Consider the following 19,726-nt stretch of genomic DNA (forward strand, 5'->3'; position numbering starts at 1 on the left):
GGTGACACATGCGCCAGGGGAGACTCGGCAGTCTCCGTTCTCGCCCACTACGGAGATCGAGACGCCAGATCGGCGCGGCTGAGCTTGGGCTGGGCAACCGGCTCACCGACTGGGCACCTGGAGCTTCATCTGGCGCACCGCAGGCCGGCCGTTTGCGTGATACGTCGGAGGGGCGTGGCAGCTCGCAGCGTTGTCGGAGATCTCCAGGTCAGGGAAGCGCCCGCCCCCCCGCCTGCGCGGGCTTTCGGGCGTTTCGGCATGAACCCTTACGCGCGCGTGCGCGGACCCAGCGCCGGATCCGACCTCGTCGTTTCCTCCGGCCACTGAGTCCAACAACTGCCGGATGACCCAGGGACTACGGATCCCACGGTGGAGCTCTGACCAGCGGAAAGACCCCATGTGAGCACACGGTGGGCACGCGAAATCACAGCCGGAACAGGTCCGCGGACGCGTAGGTCGATGCCGCGGCGCAGTCGCTCTACCAGCGGGTCAGGCTGCTCCGGTTCTCCGACTGCACCGTCGCCGGCGGCTCGACTGTCCAGCCGTATCGACGCAGCGTGGCCGCGGCCTCCTGCTGGGCGTCGCGGACAATCGCGCCGAGCTGTCGGCGACGCCAGGTCTGCCGTCCCCGCTGCAGCATCTCGGCCCAGCCCGGAAGCTTGTCCACTCCGCACTCTTCGACCAAGAACTGGAGCAAGTCCTCGAGGCAGGGCCGGAACCGCTCCCCGCCGATCGGGAAGTGCAGCGATGAAAGGTCATGCGGCTTGCGGACCCGGTCGGGGTCTATCGCGTGCGCTCGCGCGAGCAGGTGAGAGAAGGCGCCGCGCTCGGCGTAGACCTGCCAGTGCGCCACCGGGGCACGGTTCATGTCCGACCGGTAGTCCAGGCGGACGAGCGGCCTGCTGTCGAGGACCGACCGGACCTCGAAGTCGGATCGGACGGCCTTCAGGTACTCGCCGACCCGGTCGAGCTGGAGGAAGATCACGGGGAACAGGCCGGCGAGGTGCTGCCCGCCCACGTACAGCGGTACGCCCTTCCCTTCGGGGCGGACGATGTAGCGGTCACCCGCCTCGCTGCGCTGAGAGATGACCCGCCGGTGTCCCGGCAGGACGCCGTCCAGCGTCTCTTGCAGCTCAGTGGCGAAGTGGACGGACTGCTCCTCCAGGGTCTCCGACACTCAGCCGAAACTACTCACCCAGCAGGAAGGCGATCTCGTCGAGCTCTTCCTTCACGTCCAGCTCGCGACCGCCGAGCGTGGTTGTGGCGGCCAACTCCTCGAGCTCCGCAAGGCTCATTTCGAGATCCGCGAGGAGAGCAACGCGCCGAGCCTCGAGCTCAGCCCGCGACACAGTGATCACCGGAGCCATGGGAAGTCCCCTCCCTCGCGAGTATCGCCGCTGAGATCGCCTGTCCGCCTGTATGTACAGCCTGCCACCGACAGGAACCGCACGAGCAGGGATGCCCTGCTGCCGGCTCACACGATCGGGGTGAGCCCATAGCGTGACCTGCCAACGGGGCACCGTGCGGGCGCGCATCCCGTGCAAGACGGTCTCGTCCGGTTCTCCCATTGCGGTGTCCGCCGCGCGATCCCACCCCGTGAGGTCCGTTCAGGCCGACCGCTGCCGCGTCGACGCCCCCTGCCCTTCTCCGTCGACCACGGACAGAAGGGGCGCCCCCCTCTGATCCGGCTGGATGGAGACGGCTGGGTTGCTTCGCCGTATCGCCTCGATGGTGGCAGCCAGCGCGTCCGGGTCGGTGGCGCTGATGGTCACGGTCACCATGGCGGCCTCCGCCTGGAACGTCGACTGCCCAGGGGTCCCATAGACCTGTCCCGGGGTCCCAGGGACGGCTTCCCCGGGGGTCCCATAGATCTGTACCGGGGGTCCCACAGACCGGGTTCCCCGGTACAGGTATGAGGACTCCAGGGCAGTGGCGTCGGGCAGGCGGTACAGATGTGCTCGCCTTCGGGATGCATCGCCACCGGGCTTCCCGGGAACTTCCAGGACGAGCAGTTGCCGCTGGTTCAGCCGGTCCAGCGTCGTTCGGACGGTGCGCTCGCCGAGCCTGGTCTCCTCCATCAGCATCCGACGGGGGAGGGCTGGGCGGGTGGTGCCGATGCGCTCGGCGATCCGACAGGCGGCGGCCATGACGGCTCGTTCGTTGCTGTCGAGAGGGCTAGCGGCGTCAACCACCCATTCCTGCACGGCGGCGACGTGGGCCAGGGCGTCGTCGCGGGTGTAAGCCGCAGGGGCCTTGGCCAACCAGGACTCAGCGGCGTTCCAGGCGCCGCGGAGGTCCTGCTCGACCGCGCGCTGGGGGCGCTCCTTGCCCCGCTTGACCCGAAGCTGTCGGCCGAGGGTGCTCCGCGTCTCAGTGACGAGTGCGGCCCACTCGGCGAAGTCGTGGCCGCGCTGGAGGGCGCTCGCTGCAGTCTGGACGAGTGCCCGGTAGACCGCTCGACCGCCACCCTCCGCGAGTTCGGACGGCGGGACCCCGGCTCGGATCAAGTCGATCATGCGCCCGGGGAGGGCGCGATGGGGCCGGGTCATCCGGGCGGGCGCCCCTCCCAGACCGTGTGAGGACCGTCGACACGGGACGGACGTGGGGTCCTCGCCCCCACCGCACGGGTCATGCCGCGGCGTCCGGTTCGAGTTGGATGCCAAGGAACTGGCACAGATTGGCGACCGGCACGATCACGCGGTTGCCTACGCGGACGGCCGGGAAGTCCAGCTCCCCTCGGCGGAACAGCTCGTACGCCTTGGTGCGCTTCGCCCCGTAGGCGATCTCGCACGCCGTGACCAGGTCCGTGCGCACGCCCAGGGCCCGTACCTGGGCGGGGGTCCATGCGCGGGTCACAGCTCGACCGCCGCGCCTCGGTCCCCTTCGAGCCACTCCTCGATCGCGCTGGGCCGGTACCTGACGTGCCGCCCCACGCGGAGGTATTTGGGGCCGCGTCCGACGGCCCGCCAGTGCCTCAATGTTGCCTGCGACACCTTGAGGATCTCGCTCACGTCCCCGGGCCCAAGTAGGGCTTCCACTGCTACCTCCGTGCGGTTGATCTTCCAACCCGGTCAGCATGGGCACTACAGACGCTTGTTCGCCACCACAGACGGCATTAAGCTCCAACCGAAATGACTGGATCGGGGAGGTGGGTGACGGTGGCGGACGACTGGCAGCTGGACGTGTTCGCACAGCGGACCGGTTACGACTCCTTCGTGGAGCTCATGAAGGCCGAGGCTCACGGAGATGCCCGGCACCTCGCCGGCTTGAGGATGGCCGGCTTCAACTCCATCGAGGATCTTGTTGCTGCGGCCGAAGAGGATGCCCGCCAGCAGGCGTTGTCCTCGCCGACGTGGACCGACCTGGAGCAGGCCCTGACGGCCCTGGGATCTGAGGAGAACATCGCCCGACGGATCAAGTTGCTCCGTCAGCGGGCAGGGTTGTCGCAGGAGCAGCTCGCGAAGCGGCTCGAGCGTCTCGGCGTGCAGATGCCCCAGTCGTCCATCTCCAAGATCGAGGTCCCGGTTGAGGCTGGTAAGGGCAAGCGGCGCGACATCACGGTCGACGAGGCGCTGGCCCTGGCGAAGGCGCTGGGTGTCACGTTCGCCGACCTGGTCCTGCCGCTGGATGCCATCGCGGACCTGCAGCTACACCGACTCCTGGCCGATGGTTCCCGCCTCTGGCAGGTCCGACAGGGAGCCCAGCAGGACTACGACTACGCCGTGGGCCAACTGGCCGAGGCGGCGGCCGAGCGTCCGGGCTGGCGCCAGCGCGTGGAGGACGAGTTGCAACGACTGGAGCGCATGGAGACCGGCGCCGACGAACAGGGGCGGCGGCGGCCAGATGCTCCGCTCCCAAGCCCGTCGGACATGGCGCTCAAGTGGTTCCTCGAGGACGTTGTCCGGCGAGGCGACGACGGTCAGCCCGACGCACGTGAGGGACGCTCGTGAAGGGGTCGACGTTCAAGCGGTGCGGCTGTCGCGACGAGGACGGCCGCCAGTACGGCGCCCGCTGCCCCAAGCTCGGCCGGAAAGGGCACGGCGCCTGGTGGGGCCGCTACGACGCCCCGCGCGCCGCTGACGGCCGCCGGCGGCAAGAGAAGATCGGCCCGTTCATCACCAAGGCCGAAGCCGACGCCGCCCTGGCAGGCGCGGTGCAGGCCATCAGTCGCGGCACCTACCTGCGCCCGGAGAAGGACCTCACCGTCAGCCGATACCTCGACGAGTGGCTGGAGGGGAAGACCCGGCTCAAGCCGTCCACGCGGCACGGCTACCAGCAGCACCTCAACCTCTACCTGAAGCCCGGGCTCGGTCACCTGCGGCTCGCTGACCTGCGCGACGTCGACCTCGAGGCGCTCTACTCCGCCATGCGCCTGATCGGCCGCCCCGCTGGTGACAGCCGCCCGACTCCGCTGACCCGCCGGCTGCTCGAGGCGCGCACCGACACTCCGGCCGCCCGCCGCCCCCTGTCCGACGCCACGATCCGCCGCGTCCACGCCACGGCCATGTCCGCGCTGTACACCGCGGTGAAGCGCCGCAAGATCGCTGTGAACCCCGGCGAACACGTAGAGCTGCCCTCGGGCCGCGCCGACCGCCCGCTGGTGTGGACGGAGCACCGGGTGCAGGCGTGGAGGCGCACGGGCGAGCGACCGGCCGCCTCTATGGTCTGGACCCCCGAGCACGCCGGTGCGTTCCTCGACGCCGCGGCCGATGACGAGCTGTACGCCCTCTGGCACCTCATCGCCTTCCGCGGTCTGCGCCGCTCCGAGGCGGTCGGGCTGCCCTGGTCCGACGTCGACCTCGACCGGCGCACCGTCACCATCCGGGAGACCCGGGTGCAGGTCGGCGCCGACGTCGTCGAGGGCGACACCAAGACCGACTTCAGCGCCCGCACGGTCAGCCTCGACGCCGGCACGCTCGAGGTGCTCCGCGCCCACCGCCGGCGCCAGGCCGCGCTCCGGCTGCAGCTGGGTTCCGCTTGGGTGGACACCGGCCTGGTGTTTACCAAGGCCGACGGGTCCGCCCTGGTGCCCGACAGCGTCTCCCAGCGGTTCGACCGGCTGGTGATCCGCACCGGACTCCCGCCGGTCCGACTGCACGACCTCCGGCACCTGGCCGCCTCACTGACCTACCGGGCCACCCGGGACCTGAAGCTCACCAGCCAGCTGCTCGGGCACGCCTCCACGGCGATCACCGAGCAGGTCTACACGTCGGTGTTCGAGGACGTGGAGCGGGAGGCGGCCGAGCAGGCTGCGGCGCTGGTGCCGCGTGCCCACCGACCGGCCGACGCCGGTGTGCCCACCATGTGCCCACCGGGGACCGTCCCGGGCCTACGGGGGAGAGCCCCTGAGGGTGAAATCGCCGGCCAAACTGGGTGGGGCGGGTGGGGCTCGAACCCACGACCCAGGGATTATGAGTCCCATGCTCTGACCGGCTGAGCTACCGCCCCGACGGCTGGACGGGCCGGCCGCCCCGACAGCCTGCCACGGCGGCCCGGCGCCGGGACGGCGGGTGGCAAGCACATCGCAAGGGGCCGACAAGCCGGTGGCGGCAGGGTCACCGGCATGACAGCAGCCGCCGCCCTGCCCTTCCCCGTCACTCCCCGCCGCACCGCGCAGGAGCCGGAGGCCGACCTCTTCGGCTTCGCGCTCGTCCACCGCGCCTTGCGCACCGGCTGCCGGCTGCTGGCCGACGCCGTGTCCTCGGTGGCGGCGGGCTCGCCGTGCGGACCCGACCGGCAGCGGGCGATCGTCGCCTTCGCCGGCCACATGCTGCACGAGGTGCACGTCCACCACTCCCGCGAGGACGACGTCCTGTGGCCGGTGATCACCGCCTCGGCCGGCGCCCACGTCGACCTCGCCCCGCTGACCGACGACCACGCCGCCCTGCAGGGCGTCCTCGACCGGGCGGAGACGCTGCTCGCGACGTTCGCCGCCCAGGGCCCGGCCGCGGCCGCACCGCTCGCCGCCGTGCTCACCCAGGTGGCCGACGCCCTCGACGAGCACATCGCGGAAGAGGAGCGAGACGTGTTCCCCGTCGTCCGCCGCTACGTCAGCGCCGGCGACTTCGCTCGCGTGGAGACGCGCTTCCGCAAGGGGACCAGCCTGCGGCACATGGTGTTCGTGCTCCCGTGGATCGTCGACTCGTGCGCGACGCCGGAGGACCGGGCTCAGCTGCTCGGCTCCGCCCCGCCGCCGCTGCGGCTGCTCCTCCGCGTGGTCGGCCCGAGGTGGGAGCGGCGGCGCGACCTCGTCCGCGGGCCGTGACGTCCCCCGCCGACGGCGCGGCTCACCCCAGGGCCTGCCGCGCCGCCGTCGTCCACCCGGCGTGGCCCAGGCGCTCGGCGAGCGCGATCGCCTGCCGCTGGTAGGCCGCGGCCGCGGCGTCGTCCCCCCGGTGGGCGGCGAGCCGCGCCAGCAGCGTCGCGGCCGGTCCGGTCGTCACCGAGGCGCTCTCGATGCCGCAGAGCGTGTCCGCGTGCGGCGCCAGGCCGGCCAGCGCCTCGGCGACCCGCTCGTCGTCGCCGAGGCCCAGCCCGACCAGGCCGCGGTGGTAGGCGAACAGCGGGCCGAAGGGGTCGCGGCCGTACCGCGGTCGCGGTGGCCCCACCTGCCGGGCCTCCTCGACCCGCCCGGCCACCACCAGCGCCGCGGCCCACATCTCGCGCAGGTCGTCCGGGGCGGCGGAGAACACCGCGGCCACCCGCTCGGGCAGGCCCGGGTCGGGGACACCGGCGGCCAGCGAGAGGCAGAAGGCGCCGATCACCCGGAAGGACTCACCCACGTCGCGGTACCAGCCGGCGGCGACCAGTTCCTCGACGGCGTCGTCGTAGGCGGCCTGCGCCGGACCGGGCCGGTCGGCCAGCAGGTGCCGCAGCCCCCGGTAGCAGCGGGCGATGCCGAGCAGCAGCCGCAGGCCCTGCGCCTCGGCCAGACGTTCGGCCTCGGCCGCCTGCACGTCGGCGTCGGCGAAATCCATCCGCCCGCAGGCGTCCTGCAGCAGGACCAGCCGGGCGACGGTCTCGAACGCACCGAGCCCCGCACCGCGCGCCACCTGGAGCAGCTCGGCACCGATCGCGGCCCGCTCGCCTCCGTCGGAGTCCCGGTGGGTGTGGACGGCCCGCGCCGCGAGCGCGTGCGCGAGCGTGGTCGCGTCACCGGCCGCCCGGGCGATGCGCACCGCCTCGCGGGACGCCGCCGGGCCGCGTGGCTCGTGCCGCTCCTCGAACTCCGTCGCGAGCGCCGCGAGCAGCCGGGCCCGCAGCGGGTCGGTCGGCCCGAGGGCGGCGATCGTCGCCTCCAGTCGCGCGACGACGGCGTCGTCCACCGGGTCGACCCGGGCGTTCCAGAACGTCGGCACATCGGAGGAGAGCAGCACCCCGGCGACGTCGCCGGGGGCGGCGCCGGCGGGCAGTTCCGCCAGGGCCTCGGCGCGCAGGGCGCGAGCCGGTCCGCTCGCACCGGCCAGCGCGGTCGCCCGGGCCTGCGCCGCGAGCAGCCGGGACACCGCGGCCCGGTCTCCCGGCTGCGCGGACCGGGCCGCGGCGACGGCACGCTGCCACCACAGCGCCGCATCGGCGTGGGCGAAGCGCCGCTCGGCGAGCCGGGCCGCCTCCTGGCACCACCGCAGTGCCGCCGCCGCGGCGCCCGGGCCGGCCGCCGCGGTGTGGTGGGCCAGCCCGGTGACGTCGTCCGGTCGCAGCCGTTCCAGGACCGCGGCCAGCCGCCCGTGCAGCCGGGTGCGGCGCAGCGAGGACAGGTCCTCGTACAACGTGTCGCGCACCAGCGCGTGCACGAAGCGCAGCCGGCCCGGGCCGGGCTCGACGAGCAGGCCGCTGACCACTGCGGTCTCCAGCGCGTCGACGGCGGCCTCCTCGTCACCCGACCCGCCTTCGGCGGCCGCCAGCAGCACGTCGGCATCGACGTCGCGGCCGCACACCGCCGCCAGCCGCAGCAGGGAGGCCGTCGTCCCGGGCAGCGCCCCCACCCGGTGGCGGACGACGTCGCGGACGGAGCTGGGCACCTCGGCCACGTCGGCGCCCGAGCCCACCAGCCGAAGCAGCTCCCGCACGTAGAAGGGGTTGCCGTCGGTGCGCGCGGCGATCGCGGCCCGGGTCGCCGCGTCGACCGGCGCCGTCGCCCAGCCGTCCACCAGCCGGTCGATGTCCGCGGCGTCGAGGCCGCGCAGCCGCAGCGGGAGCGGCGACCGGCGGGCCAGCGCGGCCAGGACCTCGGTCAGCCGTGCCGTCTCCTCGGCGCGGTGCCCGACGACGAGCAGGACCGGCGACGCGGCCAGCGCCGCCGCCAGGTCCACCAGCAGGGCCGCGGTCTCCTGGTCGGCGCGGTGCAGGTCGTCGACGACCAGCAGCAGCGGGGCGCCGGCGGCGACGCCGGCCAGCCAGCGCCCCACCGCCTGGTGCAGGCGGAAGCGGTTGCCCACGGCGTCGCCGTGGCCGCCCGTCCCCGGGGCGTCGGTGAGCAGAGGGGCCACGGACGCCGGGTCCTCCGGCGGGACGGCGACGGCCAGCGCGCCCAGCGCCTGCGTCCACGGCCAGGCCGGGGGAGCACCGTCGGTCTCCGGGCAGCGCACCGGGCAGACCTCCCAGCCCTCCGCGGCGAGCCGGCCGGTCAGCTCGTCGAGCAGCGCGGTCTTGCCGCTGCCGGCCTCGCCCGAGACGACGGCGACCCGCAGCGAGCCGCCGGCGGCCTCGGCGGCCGCCCGGTGCAGCGCCGTCCGCTCGGCGTCCCGGCCGACCAGCCCGCGCCCGCCGACCGGCCCGGGACCGGCAGCGTCGGCCGGCACGGCGACGGGCCCGGGCGAGGGGCGCGGCGCGCTGCGGCCGACCGGCGGGGCCGGGAGCCGGACGGGGTCCAGGGAGGGGGCCTGCGACAGCACGTCGGCCTCCAGCGCGCGCAGCGCCGGCCCCGGGTCGGTGCCCAGGTCCTCGGCCAGCCGGTCGCGCGCCTCGCGCAGCGCGGCCAGCGCGTCGCCCTGCCGGCCGGCGCGGTACAGGCCCAGCGCGAGCAGCCGCCACCCCTCCTCGCGCAGCGGGTGCTCGGCGACGTGGGACCGCAGCAGCGGGACGGGATCCCGCCCGGCCGGTGCGGCGAGGGCGGCCGCGGCCCGGCGCTCCACGGCGATCAGCCGCAGCTCCTCCAGCCGGGCGGCCTCCGGCCTGGCCCACGGCTCGTCGGCGTAGTCGGCGTACGGCGGCCCCTGCCACAGGTCGAGGGCCGCGGTGTAGCGGTGCCGGGCGGTCTCCGGGTCGGTCCCGGCCAACCGGTCGCCCTCGTCGAGGAGCTGGACCGCCAGCGCGGCGTCGACGGCCTCGGGCGGGGGGCGCAGTGCGTAGCCGGGCGGGGAGGTCACGAGCACCTGGGCCGGAGTCCGGGGCGGACGGTCGGGCTCCAGCGCGCGGCGCAGGTGGCTGACGTGCGCCTGCAGCGCGCTCATGGCGCTCGGCGGGGTCGCGGCGTGCCACAGGTCGCCGATGAGGACCTCCACCGGCACCACCCGGCCGGAGGCGACGAGCAACCGCGCCAGCACCGAGCGTTGCCGCCAGCCGCCGAGTTCCAGCGGGATCCCGTCGAGGGTGGCGCTCACCGGACCGAGGACGCGGAAGGCGAGCTGACGCATGGCGGCCCGAGCATAGGTCGCCGTGCGCTTGGTCACCCTGCGCACCCGGGGTGTTCCCGGACGTGCAGGTCACGTCCCCCGTCCGGGTGCGGAGGCGCGCCGGCAGCGTTATCCGACCGTGACCGATGGGGTGGGAGTGACGTAGCGTCTCCCGCGGCCTCGCCGGGCCCAGCTCCCCACACCACGGGGACCTCGGCGGGCCCCGCTGATCCTGCCGGCAGCCTGCCGGGAGGGCCGGGACCTGCCGTCCCGGGGTCACGCGCGCACGGGGACACCGGCGCGCGGGTGGGACGACGTCCCGCGGACCTGGCGGACCGGAGAACGGAGAGCCGCCGTCTTGGCGACCCTGCACCGCCCGCACCACCCGTCCGCGCGCCCCTCGCTCTCGGCGATGCGCAGGCTGCGCGCCGCCGTGGTGGCCGGGGCCGCGGCCGCCGTCCTGGTCGCCGCCTCGTCGGCGCCGGCCGGCGCCGCACCGGCCGACGAGCTCGACGACGCCCGCGCGGCGCAGGCCGCGGTGGCCGCCGAGGTGGAGGCCGTCTCCGGGGAGGTGCGGGCCGCCGAGGAGCAGCTGCAGCGGATGACCGTCGAGTCCGAGGCCGCCGCGGACGCCGCGCTCGTGGCCCGGGCGGCACTGGCGTCCGCGCAGGCCGCCGCCGACGAGGCCGCCGCCCGGCTCGCCGCGGCGCAGGCCGCCGTCGCCGAGGCGGAGGACGAGGTCGCCGACGTCGGCCGCGAGGCCTACATGGGTGCCGCGGACGTGTACGGCGGGGCCGCGGTGCTCCTGGGCTCCGACAGCCCGGAGGAGCTGCTGCAGCGGGCCGCGACCCTGGAGCTGCTGGGGGACCAGCGCGCCGCCGTCCTGCAGCAGCACGAGGCGACCGAGCTCGAGGTCGCCCGCGCCGACGCCGAGGCGCGCGCCGCGGTCACCGAGCGCGACCGGGCCCGGCAGGCCGCCGACGAGACCGCGGCCGCCGCCGAGCGGCACCTCGTCGGCGCGCAGGCCGAGTTCGACGCGCTCGGCGCGCGCAAGGCCGAGCTGGACGCCCGGCTGCGCGACGCCCAGGTCGAGCTGCTCCGGCTGCAGGGCGCCGCGGACGCCGAGGCGGCCTACGCGGCCCGGGCCGCGGCCGCGGAGCAGGCCGCGGAGCAGGCCGGCACGCTGGCGGTCACCAGCGGTGCGGTCGCGCCGACGAACGGCCGGGTCACCTCCTGCTACGGGGCCCGCTGGGGGACCATGCACCAGGGCGTCGACATCGCCGCGCCGATCGGCACGCCCGTCTACGCCCCCGAGGGCGGCGTCGTGCTGCAGGCCGGACCGGCCAGCGGCTTCGGGCTGGCCGTCTACGTCCAGCACGGCGACGGCTCGATCACCCTCTACGGGCACGTCAACCGGTTCTTCGTCTCCGCCGGGGAGGTCGTGTCGGCCGGCCAGCAGATCGCCGAGGTCGGCAACCGCGGGCAGTCGACCGGCCCGCACCTGCACTTCGAGGTGCACCAGGGCGGGCTCTACGCCAGCCGGGTCAACCCGATGCCGTGGCTGGCGGCGCACGGCATCTCCCTGGGCGGCGCCTGCTAGCCGTACGGCTAGCGGCCGCGCAGCCGCCCGAGCAGGCCGCCGGCGCCGCCGAGGGTCCGGGCGGCCAGGGCGAGGATCGGCCCACCGGGGATGCCCGGCGCGGCCGACACGATCGGCGCCAGCCGCAGCAGCCCGCCGACGTCGTGCACCCGCAGCCGGCGGCGGGCCAGCGCGGTCACCGGGTTGACCCGGCCGGAGGCGGCCTCCAGCAGCAGGTCGGCCGGTGCCTCCACCGCCGTTCCGGACGCACCGCCGGCGGGCACCCGGCGCACGCTCCAGCCGGCCTCGTCCGCGGCCAGGCACCAGCCGCCGTCCGGGGTCTGCAGGGTGACGCCGCCGGTGATCCTGCAGGCCGCGGCCAGCGCCCCGGTCACGTCCGCGAGGGCCGCGATGCCCGACTGCAGCACGTCGCCCGGAACGGGCGGGGCGCCCAGCGGTACCAGGTCCAGCCCGTGGACGGCCAGCTCGTAGGCCTGTCCCAGCACCACCGACAGCAATGGCAGCCTGCCGACGGTGGACACCGCCGGGGCGGTGTCGAGCCCGGCCGGCTCCTCGGCGAGGTAGCGGGCGGTGGCTTCACGGTTGCGGTGCAGCGCGGCCAGGACCTCGTCCCGGGACGCGCTGCGGTGCGCGGCGGTGACCCGGGCGTTGGTGGCGTCGACGTCCGGTGGCTGCCCGGTCCCGCCGGCGCGGGCCGACGCGATCAGGTCGGCCAGGGCCGCGTGGTCCTCCCAGCAGCCCAGGTGCACGCACACCTCCTGGGCCCGCCAGCCCGGCAGCCGGGTGCGCCGGTCGAGGTCGACCGCCTCGGCCTGCCCGATGAAGGTGTCCCAGGCCCGGAGGACCATGCCGCCGATCTCGTCGCGGCCGGCGTCGGCCATGCCGTGCCCCGTCGTCGGGGAGTCGCGTCGCGCCATGCCGGCCGGGTACCCGTGCGGTCCGCCGGCCAGGCGTGGCGTCGCTCTCCTCCCGGCGGGGGAGGCGCCGTCAAGGCGGTGCCCGCCGCCGCCGACAGCGTTGGGGTGACTCCACCGACGGGGCGACGGCGCCGGGCGGCCGATGCCCCGCCCCGTGTCCTGGCACGGCTGGCCGAGTCCACCCGTCGCCGGCTGTACCGGCCGCTGGCCGAGGACGACGACCGGGTCGCCTACTGGGTGCACCACGTGCGCCTGGGCGTGCTGCTGACCGAGGTCGCCGCGGTCGCCTCCCTGGCCCACGGGGTGCTGACCCCCACGGCCGGGCACCTGCACCCCGCGCTCCTCGGCGCCTCGGCCCTGGCGATCGCCGGCGCCCCGCTGCTGCTCCTGCTGCCGCTGGCCGCGATGATGCGCGACGCCCGGGGGCCGGCGCTGTTCTACGCCTGGAGTGCCGGGACGACCGTGCTCGTCGTCATCGGCACCCGCGTGGACGGCGGCGCCGACAGCCCGCTGATCTGCCTGCTCTTCCTGACGCTCGGCTTCGTGTCCGCCGCCTTCCAGCCCGCCGGCGTGGTGTGGATGGGCGGCTTCATGGTCGCGTCCTACCTCGTGGTCGACGTCCTGCCCGAACCGCGGACCGCCGGGCTCTTCGTCGCCGTCGTCATGGCGGCCTTCACGATGCTGTGGGCGCTGTCGTCGGCCAACGTGTGGGAGTCCTACGACCGCCAGATGCTGCTGCTGCGCACCCACGAGACCCTGGCGGCCACCGACCCCCTGACCGGCTGCCTCAACCGGCGGGCCTTCCTCGACCGGCTGCACGCCGCCATGGGGGGTCCCGCGGGGCGCACCGTCGTGTTCCTGGTGGACCTCGACGGCTTCAAGGCCGTGAACGACCGGGACGGGCACGCGCGGCCGGCGGCGCGGTCCTGCGTGCGGTGACCGGCGCGCTGGGCGCCGCGGTGCGGGAGACCGACACGGTGGCGCGGCTCGGTGGCGACGAGTTCGCCGTCCTCGCCACCGTCACCGAGCCCGAGGACGCCGACACGCTGGCCGAGCGGATCCGGAAGGGCGTCGCCCTGGCCGGGGCCGCCGCCGGGGTGACCGCGAGCGTCGGGCTGACCCCGGTCAGGCCCGGGGACGACGACCACGAGGTGCTGCTGCGGGCCGACCAGGCGATGTACCGCGCCAAGTCGGCAGGCGGGGACCGGGTCGGTGGCGGCTCGTCCTCCTCTGCCTCCTCGGTCGATCACGCAGTGTGATCACGCTGGACGCACGGATCACTCGGCGTGTCGTCATCGCGACCCGCCGTAGGACTGGCACCGTGACCGTGTCGCACGCAGCGCAGACCCTGTGGACGGTCGCGCCGCAGCCGTGGTATGGCCGCTGACCTGCGAGGAGTGCTCCACTCCGTCACGAACAGTCACATGTGACGCATCCGCCCCATCCGGGCTGGCGCGACCTGGGGACCATCGTGCACACTGTTCGGGAGGCCCTGAGTCTCCGCTCGCTGAACACAGCCTGTCACCGAATCGATCGTCCGTTGGGGAAGACGAGACCGATCGAGTCGATGGAGGTACCCCGTGCAGCGACGGTCTACCCAGGGTGTCGTCTTCGTGCACGCGTGCCCGAAGGCGCTGTGCCAGCACGTCGAGTGGGCGCTCGAGCGCGTCATCGGCGCGCCGGTCTCCCTGTCGTGGGCCGACCAGCCCGCGGCGCACGGTTCCTACCGTGCCGAGGTGGCCTGGACCGGTTCCCCCGGGACGGGCGCCAAGCTGGTCGCCGCGCTGCGCGCGTGGCCGATGCTGCGCTTCGAGGTGACCGAGGAAGCCAGTCACGGCAACGACGGCGAGCGCATGTCCTACGTGCCCGGGCACGGGGTCTTCCGCGCGCCGACGAGCGCCAACGGCGACCTCATCGTCACCGAGCAGCAGTTGCGGCACCTCGCGGCGACGGCCACCTCCGCCGAGGCGTTCCGGCACGGCGTGGACCAGCTCCTGGGCGCGGCCTGGGATGCCGACCTCGAGGTCTACCGCCACGCCGGTGACGGCAGCCCCATCACCTGGCTGCACCAGGTGGTCTGAGCGGCGGCCGCCCGGAGCCGGGGCCCGGGCGGGTCACGATCCGGTCGCGAGGGGCTGAGGGCAGCGGCCCCGCCGTCGTAGGCTCGTAGCAGACCGTCCGGGCGTCGTCGGGGAAGCGACGCCCGGACGGTCTGCTGCGTTTCCGCGCGCTACAGCGGGATGTTGCCGTGGGCGCCGCGGCCGGGCCGGGCCTCGGCCAGCGCGCGCACCAGCCGCCGGCGGGTGTGGGCGGGCTCGACGACCTCGTCCACGACGCCGATCTCCAGCGCCCGGGCGACCCCGCCGGCGATCCGCTCGTGCTCGGCGGCCAGCTCGGCGTGCAGCGCCTCCCGCTCGGCGGGCGGCACGGCGGCCAGCTTCTTGCGGTGCAGGATGCCGACGGCGGCCTTGGCCCCCATCACCGCGACCTCCGCGCCGGGCCACGCGAACACCGTCGTCGCCCCCAGCGAGCGGGAGTTCATCGCGATGTAGGCGCCGCCGTAGGACTTGCGGGTCACCAGGGTCACCCGGGGGACGACGGCCTCGGCGAAGGCGTGCAGCAGCTTGGCGCCGCGACGCACGACGCCGTCCCACTCCTGCCCGACCCCGGGCAGGTAGCCGGGCACGTCGACCAGGACCACCAGCGGCACGCCGAAGGCGTCGCACATCCGCACGAAGCGGGCTGCCTTCTCCGCCGAGGCCGAGTCCAGGCAGCCGCCCAGTCGCAGCGGGTTGTTGGCGATGACGCCGACGGTGCGCCCGGCCAGCCGGCCCAGCACGGTCACCACGTTCGGTGCCCAGCGCGGGTGCAGTTCCAGCCCCGGCTCGTCCAGCACCGCGGAGATCAGCGGCTTGACGTCGTAGGCGCGCTGCCTCTGCTCGGGGAGGAAGGCCGCCAGGTCGACCTCCGGCTCGTCCTCGGCGGGGGCGAACGTGCCCTGCCGGGCCAGCAGGTCCACGGCCTGGCGCGCGGTGGCCAGCGCGGCCGGCTCGGTGTCGGTGACCACGTGGACGACGCCGCTGCGCCGGCCGTGGGTGTCGGGTCCGCCGAGCGTCTCCTGGTCGACGTCCTCGCCGGTGACCGACCGGACGACGTCCGGGCCGGTCACGAACACCCGCCCGGCCGGGCCCATGACCACCAGGTCGGTGAGCGCGGGGCCGTACGCGGCACCGCCGGCGGCCGGTCCGAGGACCACCGAGATCTGCGGGATGCGCCCGGAGGCCCGCACCATCGCGGCGAAGACCTCGCCCACCGCGTGCAGCGCGGTCACCCCCTCGGCGAGGCGGGCGCCGCCGGAGTGCCAGATGCCGACGACCGGCACCCGCTCGCGCAGGGCGGTGTCGATCGCGTCGACGATGTGCCGGCACCCGTCCAGCCCCATCGCCCCGCCCATCACCGTGGCATCGGTGCAGAAGGCGATGGCCGGGCTGCCGGCCACGGTGCCGCGGGCGGCCATCGCGCCGGAGGTGTCGCGGGCGGCCAGCAGGGCCATCGACCCCTCGTCGAAGAACCGGGCCAGCCGGTCCTGCGGGTCGCGCGGATCGGGGACGGTCAGGGCGGGAGCGGCGGAGAGCGTCGTCACGGGGTCCCCTCAGGAGGCTTCGTTCGAGCGGGTCCTTGTTCAGGCGGTGGTGAACAGCAGCGCGATGTTGTGGCCGCCGAAGCCGAACGAGTCGTTGACCGCGGCGGTGAGCCGGGCCCGCCGCGGTTCGCGGCGGACGATGTCGAGCGCCTGGACGGCGGCGTCGTCGTCCGGGTCGTCGAGGTTGGCGGTGGCCGGGACCACCTGCTCGCGCAGCGCCAGCACGGTGAAGACCGCCTCGAGGGCGCCGGCGGCGCCCAGCAGGTGGCCGGTCTGGCTCTTGGTGGCGGTGACCAGGACGTGGTCGCCCAGGGCACCGCGGATGGCCGCGGCCTCGGCGGTGTCGCCGACCGGCGTCGAGGTCGCGTGCGCGTTGACGTGACCGACGTCGCCGGCCGACAGCCCGGCGTCGCGCAGCGCCGCGGAGATGGCCCGGGCGGCGCCCTCGCCCTCCGGGTGGGGGGCGACGAGGTCGTAGCCGTCGGCGGTGGCGCCGGCACCGGCCAGCCGGGCGTGCACCGTGGCGCCGCGGGCGCGTGCCGCGTCGCCCCGCTCGAGCACCAGCGCGGCGGCGCCCTCGCCGAGGACGAAGCCGTCGCGGCCCTTGTCGAACGGCCGCGAGGCGCGGTCGGGCTCGTCGTTGCGGGTCGACATCGCCCGCATGGCGGCGAACCCGGCCATCGGCAGCGGGTGGACGACGGCCTCGGCGCCACCGACCAGCACGACGTCGGCCCGGTCGAAGCGGAGCAGGTCCAGGCCCCAGCGGATGGCCTCGGCGCCCGACGCGCAGGCGCTGACCGGGGCGTGCACGCCGCCCTTGGCGCCGACGGCCAGCCCGACGGCCGCGGCGGGCCCGTTGGGCATGAGCATCGGGATGGTGAAGGGGGAGACCCGCTTGGGGCCCTTCTCCTCCAGGACGTCGTCCTGGCCGAGCAGGGTCAGGGCCCCGCCGATCCCGGTGCCGAAGACGACGGCGATCCGCTCGGGGTCGACCCCGGCGTCGGCGGCACCGGAGGCGTCCCACGCCTCCTGCGCGGCCACGACCGCCGCCTGCTGGCTGCGGTCCAGGCGGCGGGCCCGGACGCGGTCGAGCTTCCCGGCCGGGTCCTCGACCATCCGCGCGGCGAGCTGCGCCGGGAACTCGGCGATCCAGTCGTCGGTGATCCGGCTGACCCCGGACCGCCCGGCCAGCAGCGCGTCCCAGGTGCTGGCGACGTCCCCACCGAGCGGCGTGGTGGCGCCGAGGCCGGTGACGACGACGTCGTCGTTCGTGCTCATGACGGGTCCTCCTGGGAAGGTGCGGGTCGGTCGGGGACCTCCGGTGCAGGAGCGCCGTCGCGTTCCTGCACCGGAGGGGCGGTCTCAGCCGCGGTTGCTCTGGATGTAGGTGATGGCGTCGCCGACGGTCTTGATGTTGGCGAGCTCGTCGTCGGGGATGGCCACGCCGAACTTGTTCTCGACCTCGGTGGCGATCTCGACCATCGACAGGGAGTCGACGTCGAGGTCCTCGGTGAACGACTTCTCGGGGGTGGCGTCGGCGGGGGAGACCCCGGCGACCTCCTCCAGGATCTCGGCAAGACCAGCCTGGATGTCCTCGCTCACGCTGAGGTCCTCTCTCTCGTTCGTGCGTCGGCCCGGGGCGGTCCCGGGGCCGGCCCGGGACGTCCCGGGGGGTCTGTCGGGCGCGGCTACGGCAGCCGCAGCACCTGGCCGGCGAAGGTGAGCCCGGCGCCGTAGCCGAGCACCAGGGCCAGATCGCCGCTGCGCGCCTCGCCGGACTCGAGCAGCGCCTCCAGCGCCAGCGGGACCGAGGCGGCGGAGGTGTTCCCGGCGCGGACGATGTCGCGGGCGACGACGGTCCGCTCCGGCAGGCCCAGCCGCTTGTGCATCGACTCGACGATGCGCAGGTTGGCCTGGTGCGGCGCGAAGACGTCGATGTCGTCGGGGCCGACGCCGGCCGCGGCCATCGCCTCCTCCAGCGCCGCGGTCAGCTTCGTCGTCGCCCACCGGTAGACGGCCTGCCCGGCCATCGTCATCGTGGCGCTGCCGGCGGCGATCTCGATGGCGTTGAACTGGTCGCCGTCGCTGCCCCAGGCGACCGGGCCGATGCCCGGCTCCTCGGCGGCGCCGACCACCGCGGCCCCGGCGCCGTCGGCGAAGATCACCGCGGTGGCCCGGTCGGTGAGGTCGGTGACGTCGGTGAGCCGCTCGACGCCGACGACCAGGGCGTTGCGCGCGGACCCGGCGCGGATCGCGTTGGCCGCCATCTCCAGCGAGTAGCAGAAGCCCGCGCAGCCCGCGTTGAGGTCGAAGGCGCCCGGCCGGGGGATGCCCAGCCGGTGCGCGACCTGCGGGCCGATGCCGGGGATGGGCGCACGCAGGCTGGCGCTGGCGAGCACCACCATGTCGACCTCGTCGGGCGCCAGGCCGGCCGCGGCCAGCGCCTTGCCGCCGGCGGCCGCGGCCATCTCGACCAGGGTCTCGTCCTCCGACGCCCAGCGACGCTCGGCGATGCCGACGCGGGACCGGATCCACTCGTCGTTGGTGTCCATCACCTGGGACAGCTCGTCGTTGGTGACCCGCCGGCGGGGGCGGTAGCCGCCGAGCCCGAGGATGCGTGCGCCGGGGGCACCGGCCTTCAGCTGGATCGCGGTCATGCCGGCACCTCCGGGTAGAGACGGGCGATCGGGTCGCCGGCGTCGACGAGGTCGCCCTCGTGCACCAGCCACTCCGCGAGGACGCCGGCGTAGCCGGCCGACACACCGACCTCCTCGCGCCGGCTGCGGATGCAGCCCAGCGGGGCGCCGGCGGGGACGTGGGTGCCCTCGGCGATCTCCGCGGGCGCGACGGTTCCCCGCGCGGGGGCGACGACGACCCGCCAGTCCGGCGCGTACTGCGCCTCGGCCCGGCCGCGCTCGGCCGCGATGAGGTCGCGGGCGCGGTCGAGGTCTCCCGGTCCGCTGATCGCCAGCACCTCGATGCCCTGCCCGTCGATCGTGTGGCCCTTCCACTCGCGCTTGGCCAGGCCGGCCAGGGCCCCGGCGGGGGGCAGCTCGATCGCGGCGGTGACGCCGAGCTCGCGCATGGTCGCCAGGCAGGCGTCGAAGCGCACCGGGCTGGTCACCTGGCTGACCAGCCGGGTGAGCGCCTCCCCGCCGGTGGTCACCGCGGCGCCGTCGGCGTTGCTCAGCAGCAGCCGGCTCGGGTCGGCCGGGGTGAGGCCGCCGACCAGTCCCTCCAGCTGCTCGCGCGCCGGGGCCATGAACCCGGTGTGGAACGCACCGGCCACCGACAGCGGCAGGACCCGCGCCTTGGCCGGCGGGGCGTCCTTGAGCGCGGCCAGCCCGTCGAGGGGCCCGGCGACGACGGTCTGCCCGCCACCGTTGAGGTTCGCGGCGACCAGGCCGTGCCGCGCCAGCGCGGCGGCGATCTCGTCGGGGTCCCCGCCCAGGACGGCGGACATGCCGGTCGGGGTGAGGGCGCAGGCGGCGGCCATCGCGCGGCCGCGGACGGCGGTCAGCGCGATGGCGGCCTCGATGCTCAGCACGCCGGCCAGCGCCGCGGCCGTGAGCTCGCCGACGCTGTGCCCGGTGATGACGACGTCCCGGCCGGACTGCGGGGTGTGCCGCACCGGCCCGGGCAGCCCACCCAGCTCGCGGGCGACGAACAGGCTCATCGCCACGACCAGCGGCTGGGTGACCGCGGTGTCCGTGATCGCCTCGGCGTCCCCGGTGGTGCCGAGGGTGAGCAGGTCGGCGTCGGCGATCGCGCCGGCCCAGCGGAAGAAGGACTCGGCGCCGGGGAGCTGGAGCCAGTCGGTCAGCATCCCGGGCTTCTGCGCACCCTGTCCGGGGGCGAGGACGGCCAGCACGTGCATCACCCTGTCAGGCGGGGGCGACCGGTGCGGGTGAGGAGCGGAACGAAAGCACACCGGTTCTTCTTGTAGGGTTCC

Annotated in this window: 18 protein-coding genes, 1 tRNA gene and 1 pseudogene; 7 read left to right on the plus strand and 13 right to left on the minus strand. The window is 75.1% G+C overall.

Going from position 1 to position 19,726, the window contains the following annotated elements; all coding sequences use genetic code 11:
* Window positions 1–478: 478 nt before the first annotated feature.
* From ACK586_RS10280 to ACK586_RS10300, 5 genes are all read right to left on the minus strand, one after another.
* A complete protein-coding gene (locus ACK586_RS10280; protein ID WP_409330384.1) occupies window positions 479–1,177 on the minus strand; it encodes a hypothetical protein in 699 nt (232 codons plus the stop codon).
* Between the two features lie 10 nt (window positions 1,178–1,187).
* Window positions 1,188–1,367, minus strand: coding sequence for a hypothetical protein (locus tag ACK586_RS10285; protein ID WP_409330385.1), 180 nt, complete (start codon window positions 1,365–1,367; stop codon window positions 1,188–1,190).
* 240 nt (window positions 1,368–1,607) lie between these two features.
* Window positions 1,608–2,516 (minus strand): hypothetical protein, encoded by a 909-nt coding sequence (locus ACK586_RS10290; RefSeq protein WP_409330386.1) that lies wholly within the window; start codon window positions 2,514–2,516, stop codon window positions 1,608–1,610.
* Window positions 2,517–2,628: 112 nt separating this feature from the next.
* Window positions 2,629–2,814, minus strand: a complete 186-nt coding sequence (locus tag ACK586_RS10295; protein WP_409330387.1) for a hypothetical protein — start codon at window positions 2,812–2,814, stop codon at window positions 2,629–2,631.
* A 38-nt stretch (window positions 2,815–2,852) separates the two neighbouring features.
* Window positions 2,853–3,038 (minus strand): helix-turn-helix transcriptional regulator, encoded by a 186-nt coding sequence (locus ACK586_RS10300; protein WP_409330388.1) that lies wholly within the window; start codon window positions 3,036–3,038, stop codon window positions 2,853–2,855.
* Window positions 3,039–3,158: 120 nt separating this feature from the next.
* Here ACK586_RS10300 and ACK586_RS10305 point away from each other — a divergent pair, with 120 nt between their 5' ends.
* Together ACK586_RS10305 and ACK586_RS10310 are read left to right on the plus strand one after the other, a co-directional pair.
* The gene (locus tag ACK586_RS10305; protein WP_409330389.1) at window positions 3,159–3,950 is read left to right on the plus strand and encodes a helix-turn-helix transcriptional regulator; all 792 of its coding nucleotides are present in this window, start codon (window positions 3,159–3,161) and stop codon (window positions 3,948–3,950) included.
* 203 nt (window positions 3,951–4,153) lie between these two features.
* Window positions 4,154–5,158: pseudogene (locus tag ACK586_RS10310) on the plus strand (tyrosine-type recombinase/integrase); the annotation flags it as partial.
* Window positions 5,159–5,374: 216 nt separating this feature from the next.
* On the opposite strand, the gene ACK586_RS10315 reads toward ACK586_RS10310, so the two are convergent.
* Window positions 5,375–5,448: transfer RNA gene (locus ACK586_RS10315), tRNA-Ile, on the minus strand.
* Between the two features lie 115 nt (window positions 5,449–5,563).
* On the opposite strand from ACK586_RS10315, the gene ACK586_RS10320 reads away from it, so the two are divergent.
* The gene (locus ACK586_RS10320; protein ID WP_409330390.1) at window positions 5,564–6,265 is read left to right on the plus strand and encodes a hemerythrin domain-containing protein; all 702 of its coding nucleotides are present in this window, start codon (window positions 5,564–5,566) and stop codon (window positions 6,263–6,265) included.
* A gap of 22 nt (window positions 6,266–6,287) precedes the next feature.
* Here the strand turns inward: ACK586_RS10320 and ACK586_RS10325 are convergent, their stop codons facing one another.
* Window positions 6,288–9,671 (minus strand): ATP-binding protein, encoded by a 3,384-nt coding sequence (locus ACK586_RS10325; protein ID WP_409330391.1) that lies wholly within the window; start codon window positions 9,669–9,671, stop codon window positions 6,288–6,290.
* A gap of 355 nt (window positions 9,672–10,026) precedes the next feature.
* Here ACK586_RS10325 and ACK586_RS10330 point away from each other — a divergent pair, with 355 nt between their 5' ends.
* Window positions 10,027–11,214: a M23 family metallopeptidase gene (locus tag ACK586_RS10330; RefSeq protein WP_409330392.1), complete on the plus strand. Its 1,188-nt coding sequence runs from the start codon at window positions 10,027–10,029 to the stop codon at window positions 11,212–11,214.
* Between the two features lie 8 nt (window positions 11,215–11,222).
* On the opposite strand, the gene ACK586_RS10335 is transcribed toward ACK586_RS10330, so the two are convergent.
* A complete protein-coding gene (locus tag ACK586_RS10335) occupies window positions 11,223–12,131 on the minus strand; it encodes a maleylpyruvate isomerase N-terminal domain-containing protein (RefSeq protein ID WP_409330393.1) in 909 nt (302 codons plus the stop codon).
* 105 nt (window positions 12,132–12,236) lie between these two features.
* On the opposite strand from ACK586_RS10335, the gene ACK586_RS10340 reads away from it, so the two are divergent.
* The 3 genes from ACK586_RS10340 (at window position 12,237) to ACK586_RS10350 (ending at window position 14,212) form a co-directional block, all read left to right on the plus strand.
* Window positions 12,237–13,070, plus strand: coding sequence for a diguanylate cyclase domain-containing protein (locus ACK586_RS10340; protein WP_409330394.1), 834 nt, complete (start codon window positions 12,237–12,239; stop codon window positions 13,068–13,070).
* A complete protein-coding gene (locus ACK586_RS10345) occupies window positions 13,067–13,390 on the plus strand; it encodes a GGDEF domain-containing protein (RefSeq protein ID WP_409330395.1) in 324 nt (107 codons plus the stop codon). Before ACK586_RS10340 ends, ACK586_RS10345 begins: the two co-directional genes overlap by 4 nt.
* A gap of 321 nt (window positions 13,391–13,711) precedes the next feature.
* Entirely contained in the window at window positions 13,712–14,212 is a 501-nt protein-coding gene (locus tag ACK586_RS10350; protein WP_409330396.1) for a DUF3145 domain-containing protein, read from the plus strand.
* 149 nt (window positions 14,213–14,361) lie between these two features.
* Here the strand turns inward: ACK586_RS10350 and ACK586_RS10355 are convergent, their stop codons facing one another.
* The 5 genes from ACK586_RS10355 to ACK586_RS10375 form a co-directional block, all read right to left on the minus strand.
* Window positions 14,362–15,774 (minus strand): acyl-CoA carboxylase subunit beta, encoded by a 1,413-nt coding sequence (locus ACK586_RS10355; protein WP_409330397.1) that lies wholly within the window; start codon window positions 15,772–15,774, stop codon window positions 14,362–14,364.
* Window positions 15,775–15,813: 39 nt separating this feature from the next.
* On the minus strand, window positions 15,814–17,052 hold the full coding sequence (locus ACK586_RS10360) for a beta-ketoacyl-[acyl-carrier-protein] synthase family protein (RefSeq protein WP_409330398.1): 1,239 nt from the start codon (window positions 17,050–17,052) through the stop codon (window positions 15,814–15,816).
* A gap of 84 nt (window positions 17,053–17,136) precedes the next feature.
* Window positions 17,137–17,376, minus strand: coding sequence for an acyl carrier protein (locus ACK586_RS10365; RefSeq protein ID WP_409330399.1), 240 nt, complete (start codon window positions 17,374–17,376; stop codon window positions 17,137–17,139).
* 86 nt (window positions 17,377–17,462) lie between these two features.
* Window positions 17,463–18,431 (minus strand): beta-ketoacyl-ACP synthase 3, encoded by a 969-nt coding sequence (locus tag ACK586_RS10370; protein ID WP_409330400.1) that lies wholly within the window; start codon window positions 18,429–18,431, stop codon window positions 17,463–17,465.
* The gene (locus ACK586_RS10375; protein ID WP_409330401.1) at window positions 18,428–19,645 is read right to left on the minus strand and encodes an acyltransferase domain-containing protein; all 1,218 of its coding nucleotides are present in this window, start codon (window positions 19,643–19,645) and stop codon (window positions 18,428–18,430) included. Before ACK586_RS10375 ends, ACK586_RS10370 begins: the two co-directional genes overlap by 4 nt.
* Between the last annotated feature and the right edge of the window lie 81 nt (window positions 19,646–19,726).

Origin of the sequence: Trujillonella humicola, from assembly GCF_046233715.1 — a bacterium.
GTDB classification, from domain to species: domain Bacteria; phylum Actinomycetota; class Actinomycetes; order Mycobacteriales; family Geodermatophilaceae; genus Trujillonella; species Trujillonella humicola.

Bases quoted from the DNA above. Each gene is read 5' to 3' on its own strand.
- ACK586_RS10285 (WP_409330385.1), bottom strand. From the start codon at position 1,367: ATGGCTCCGGTGATCACTGTGTCGCGGGCTGAGCTCGAGGCTCGGCGC.
- ACK586_RS10290 (WP_409330386.1), bottom strand. From the start codon at position 2,516: ATGATCGACTTGATCCGAGCCGGGGTCCCGCCGTCCGAACTCGCGGAG.
- ACK586_RS10320 (WP_409330390.1), top strand. From the start codon at position 5,564: ATGACAGCAGCCGCCGCCCTGCCCTTCCCCGTCACTCCCCGCCGCACC.
- ACK586_RS10330 (WP_409330392.1), top strand. From the start codon at position 10,027: ATGCGCAGGCTGCGCGCCGCCGTGGTGGCCGGGGCCGCGGCCGCCGTC.
- ACK586_RS10335 (WP_409330393.1), bottom strand. From the start codon at position 12,131: ATGGCGCGACGCGACTCCCCGACGACGGGGCACGGCATGGCCGACGCC.
- ACK586_RS10360 (WP_409330398.1), bottom strand. From the start codon at position 17,052: ATGAGCACGAACGACGACGTCGTCGTCACCGGCCTCGGCGCCACCACG.
- ACK586_RS10370 (WP_409330400.1), bottom strand. From the start codon at position 18,431: ATGACCGCGATCCAGCTGAAGGCCGGTGCCCCCGGCGCACGCATCCTC.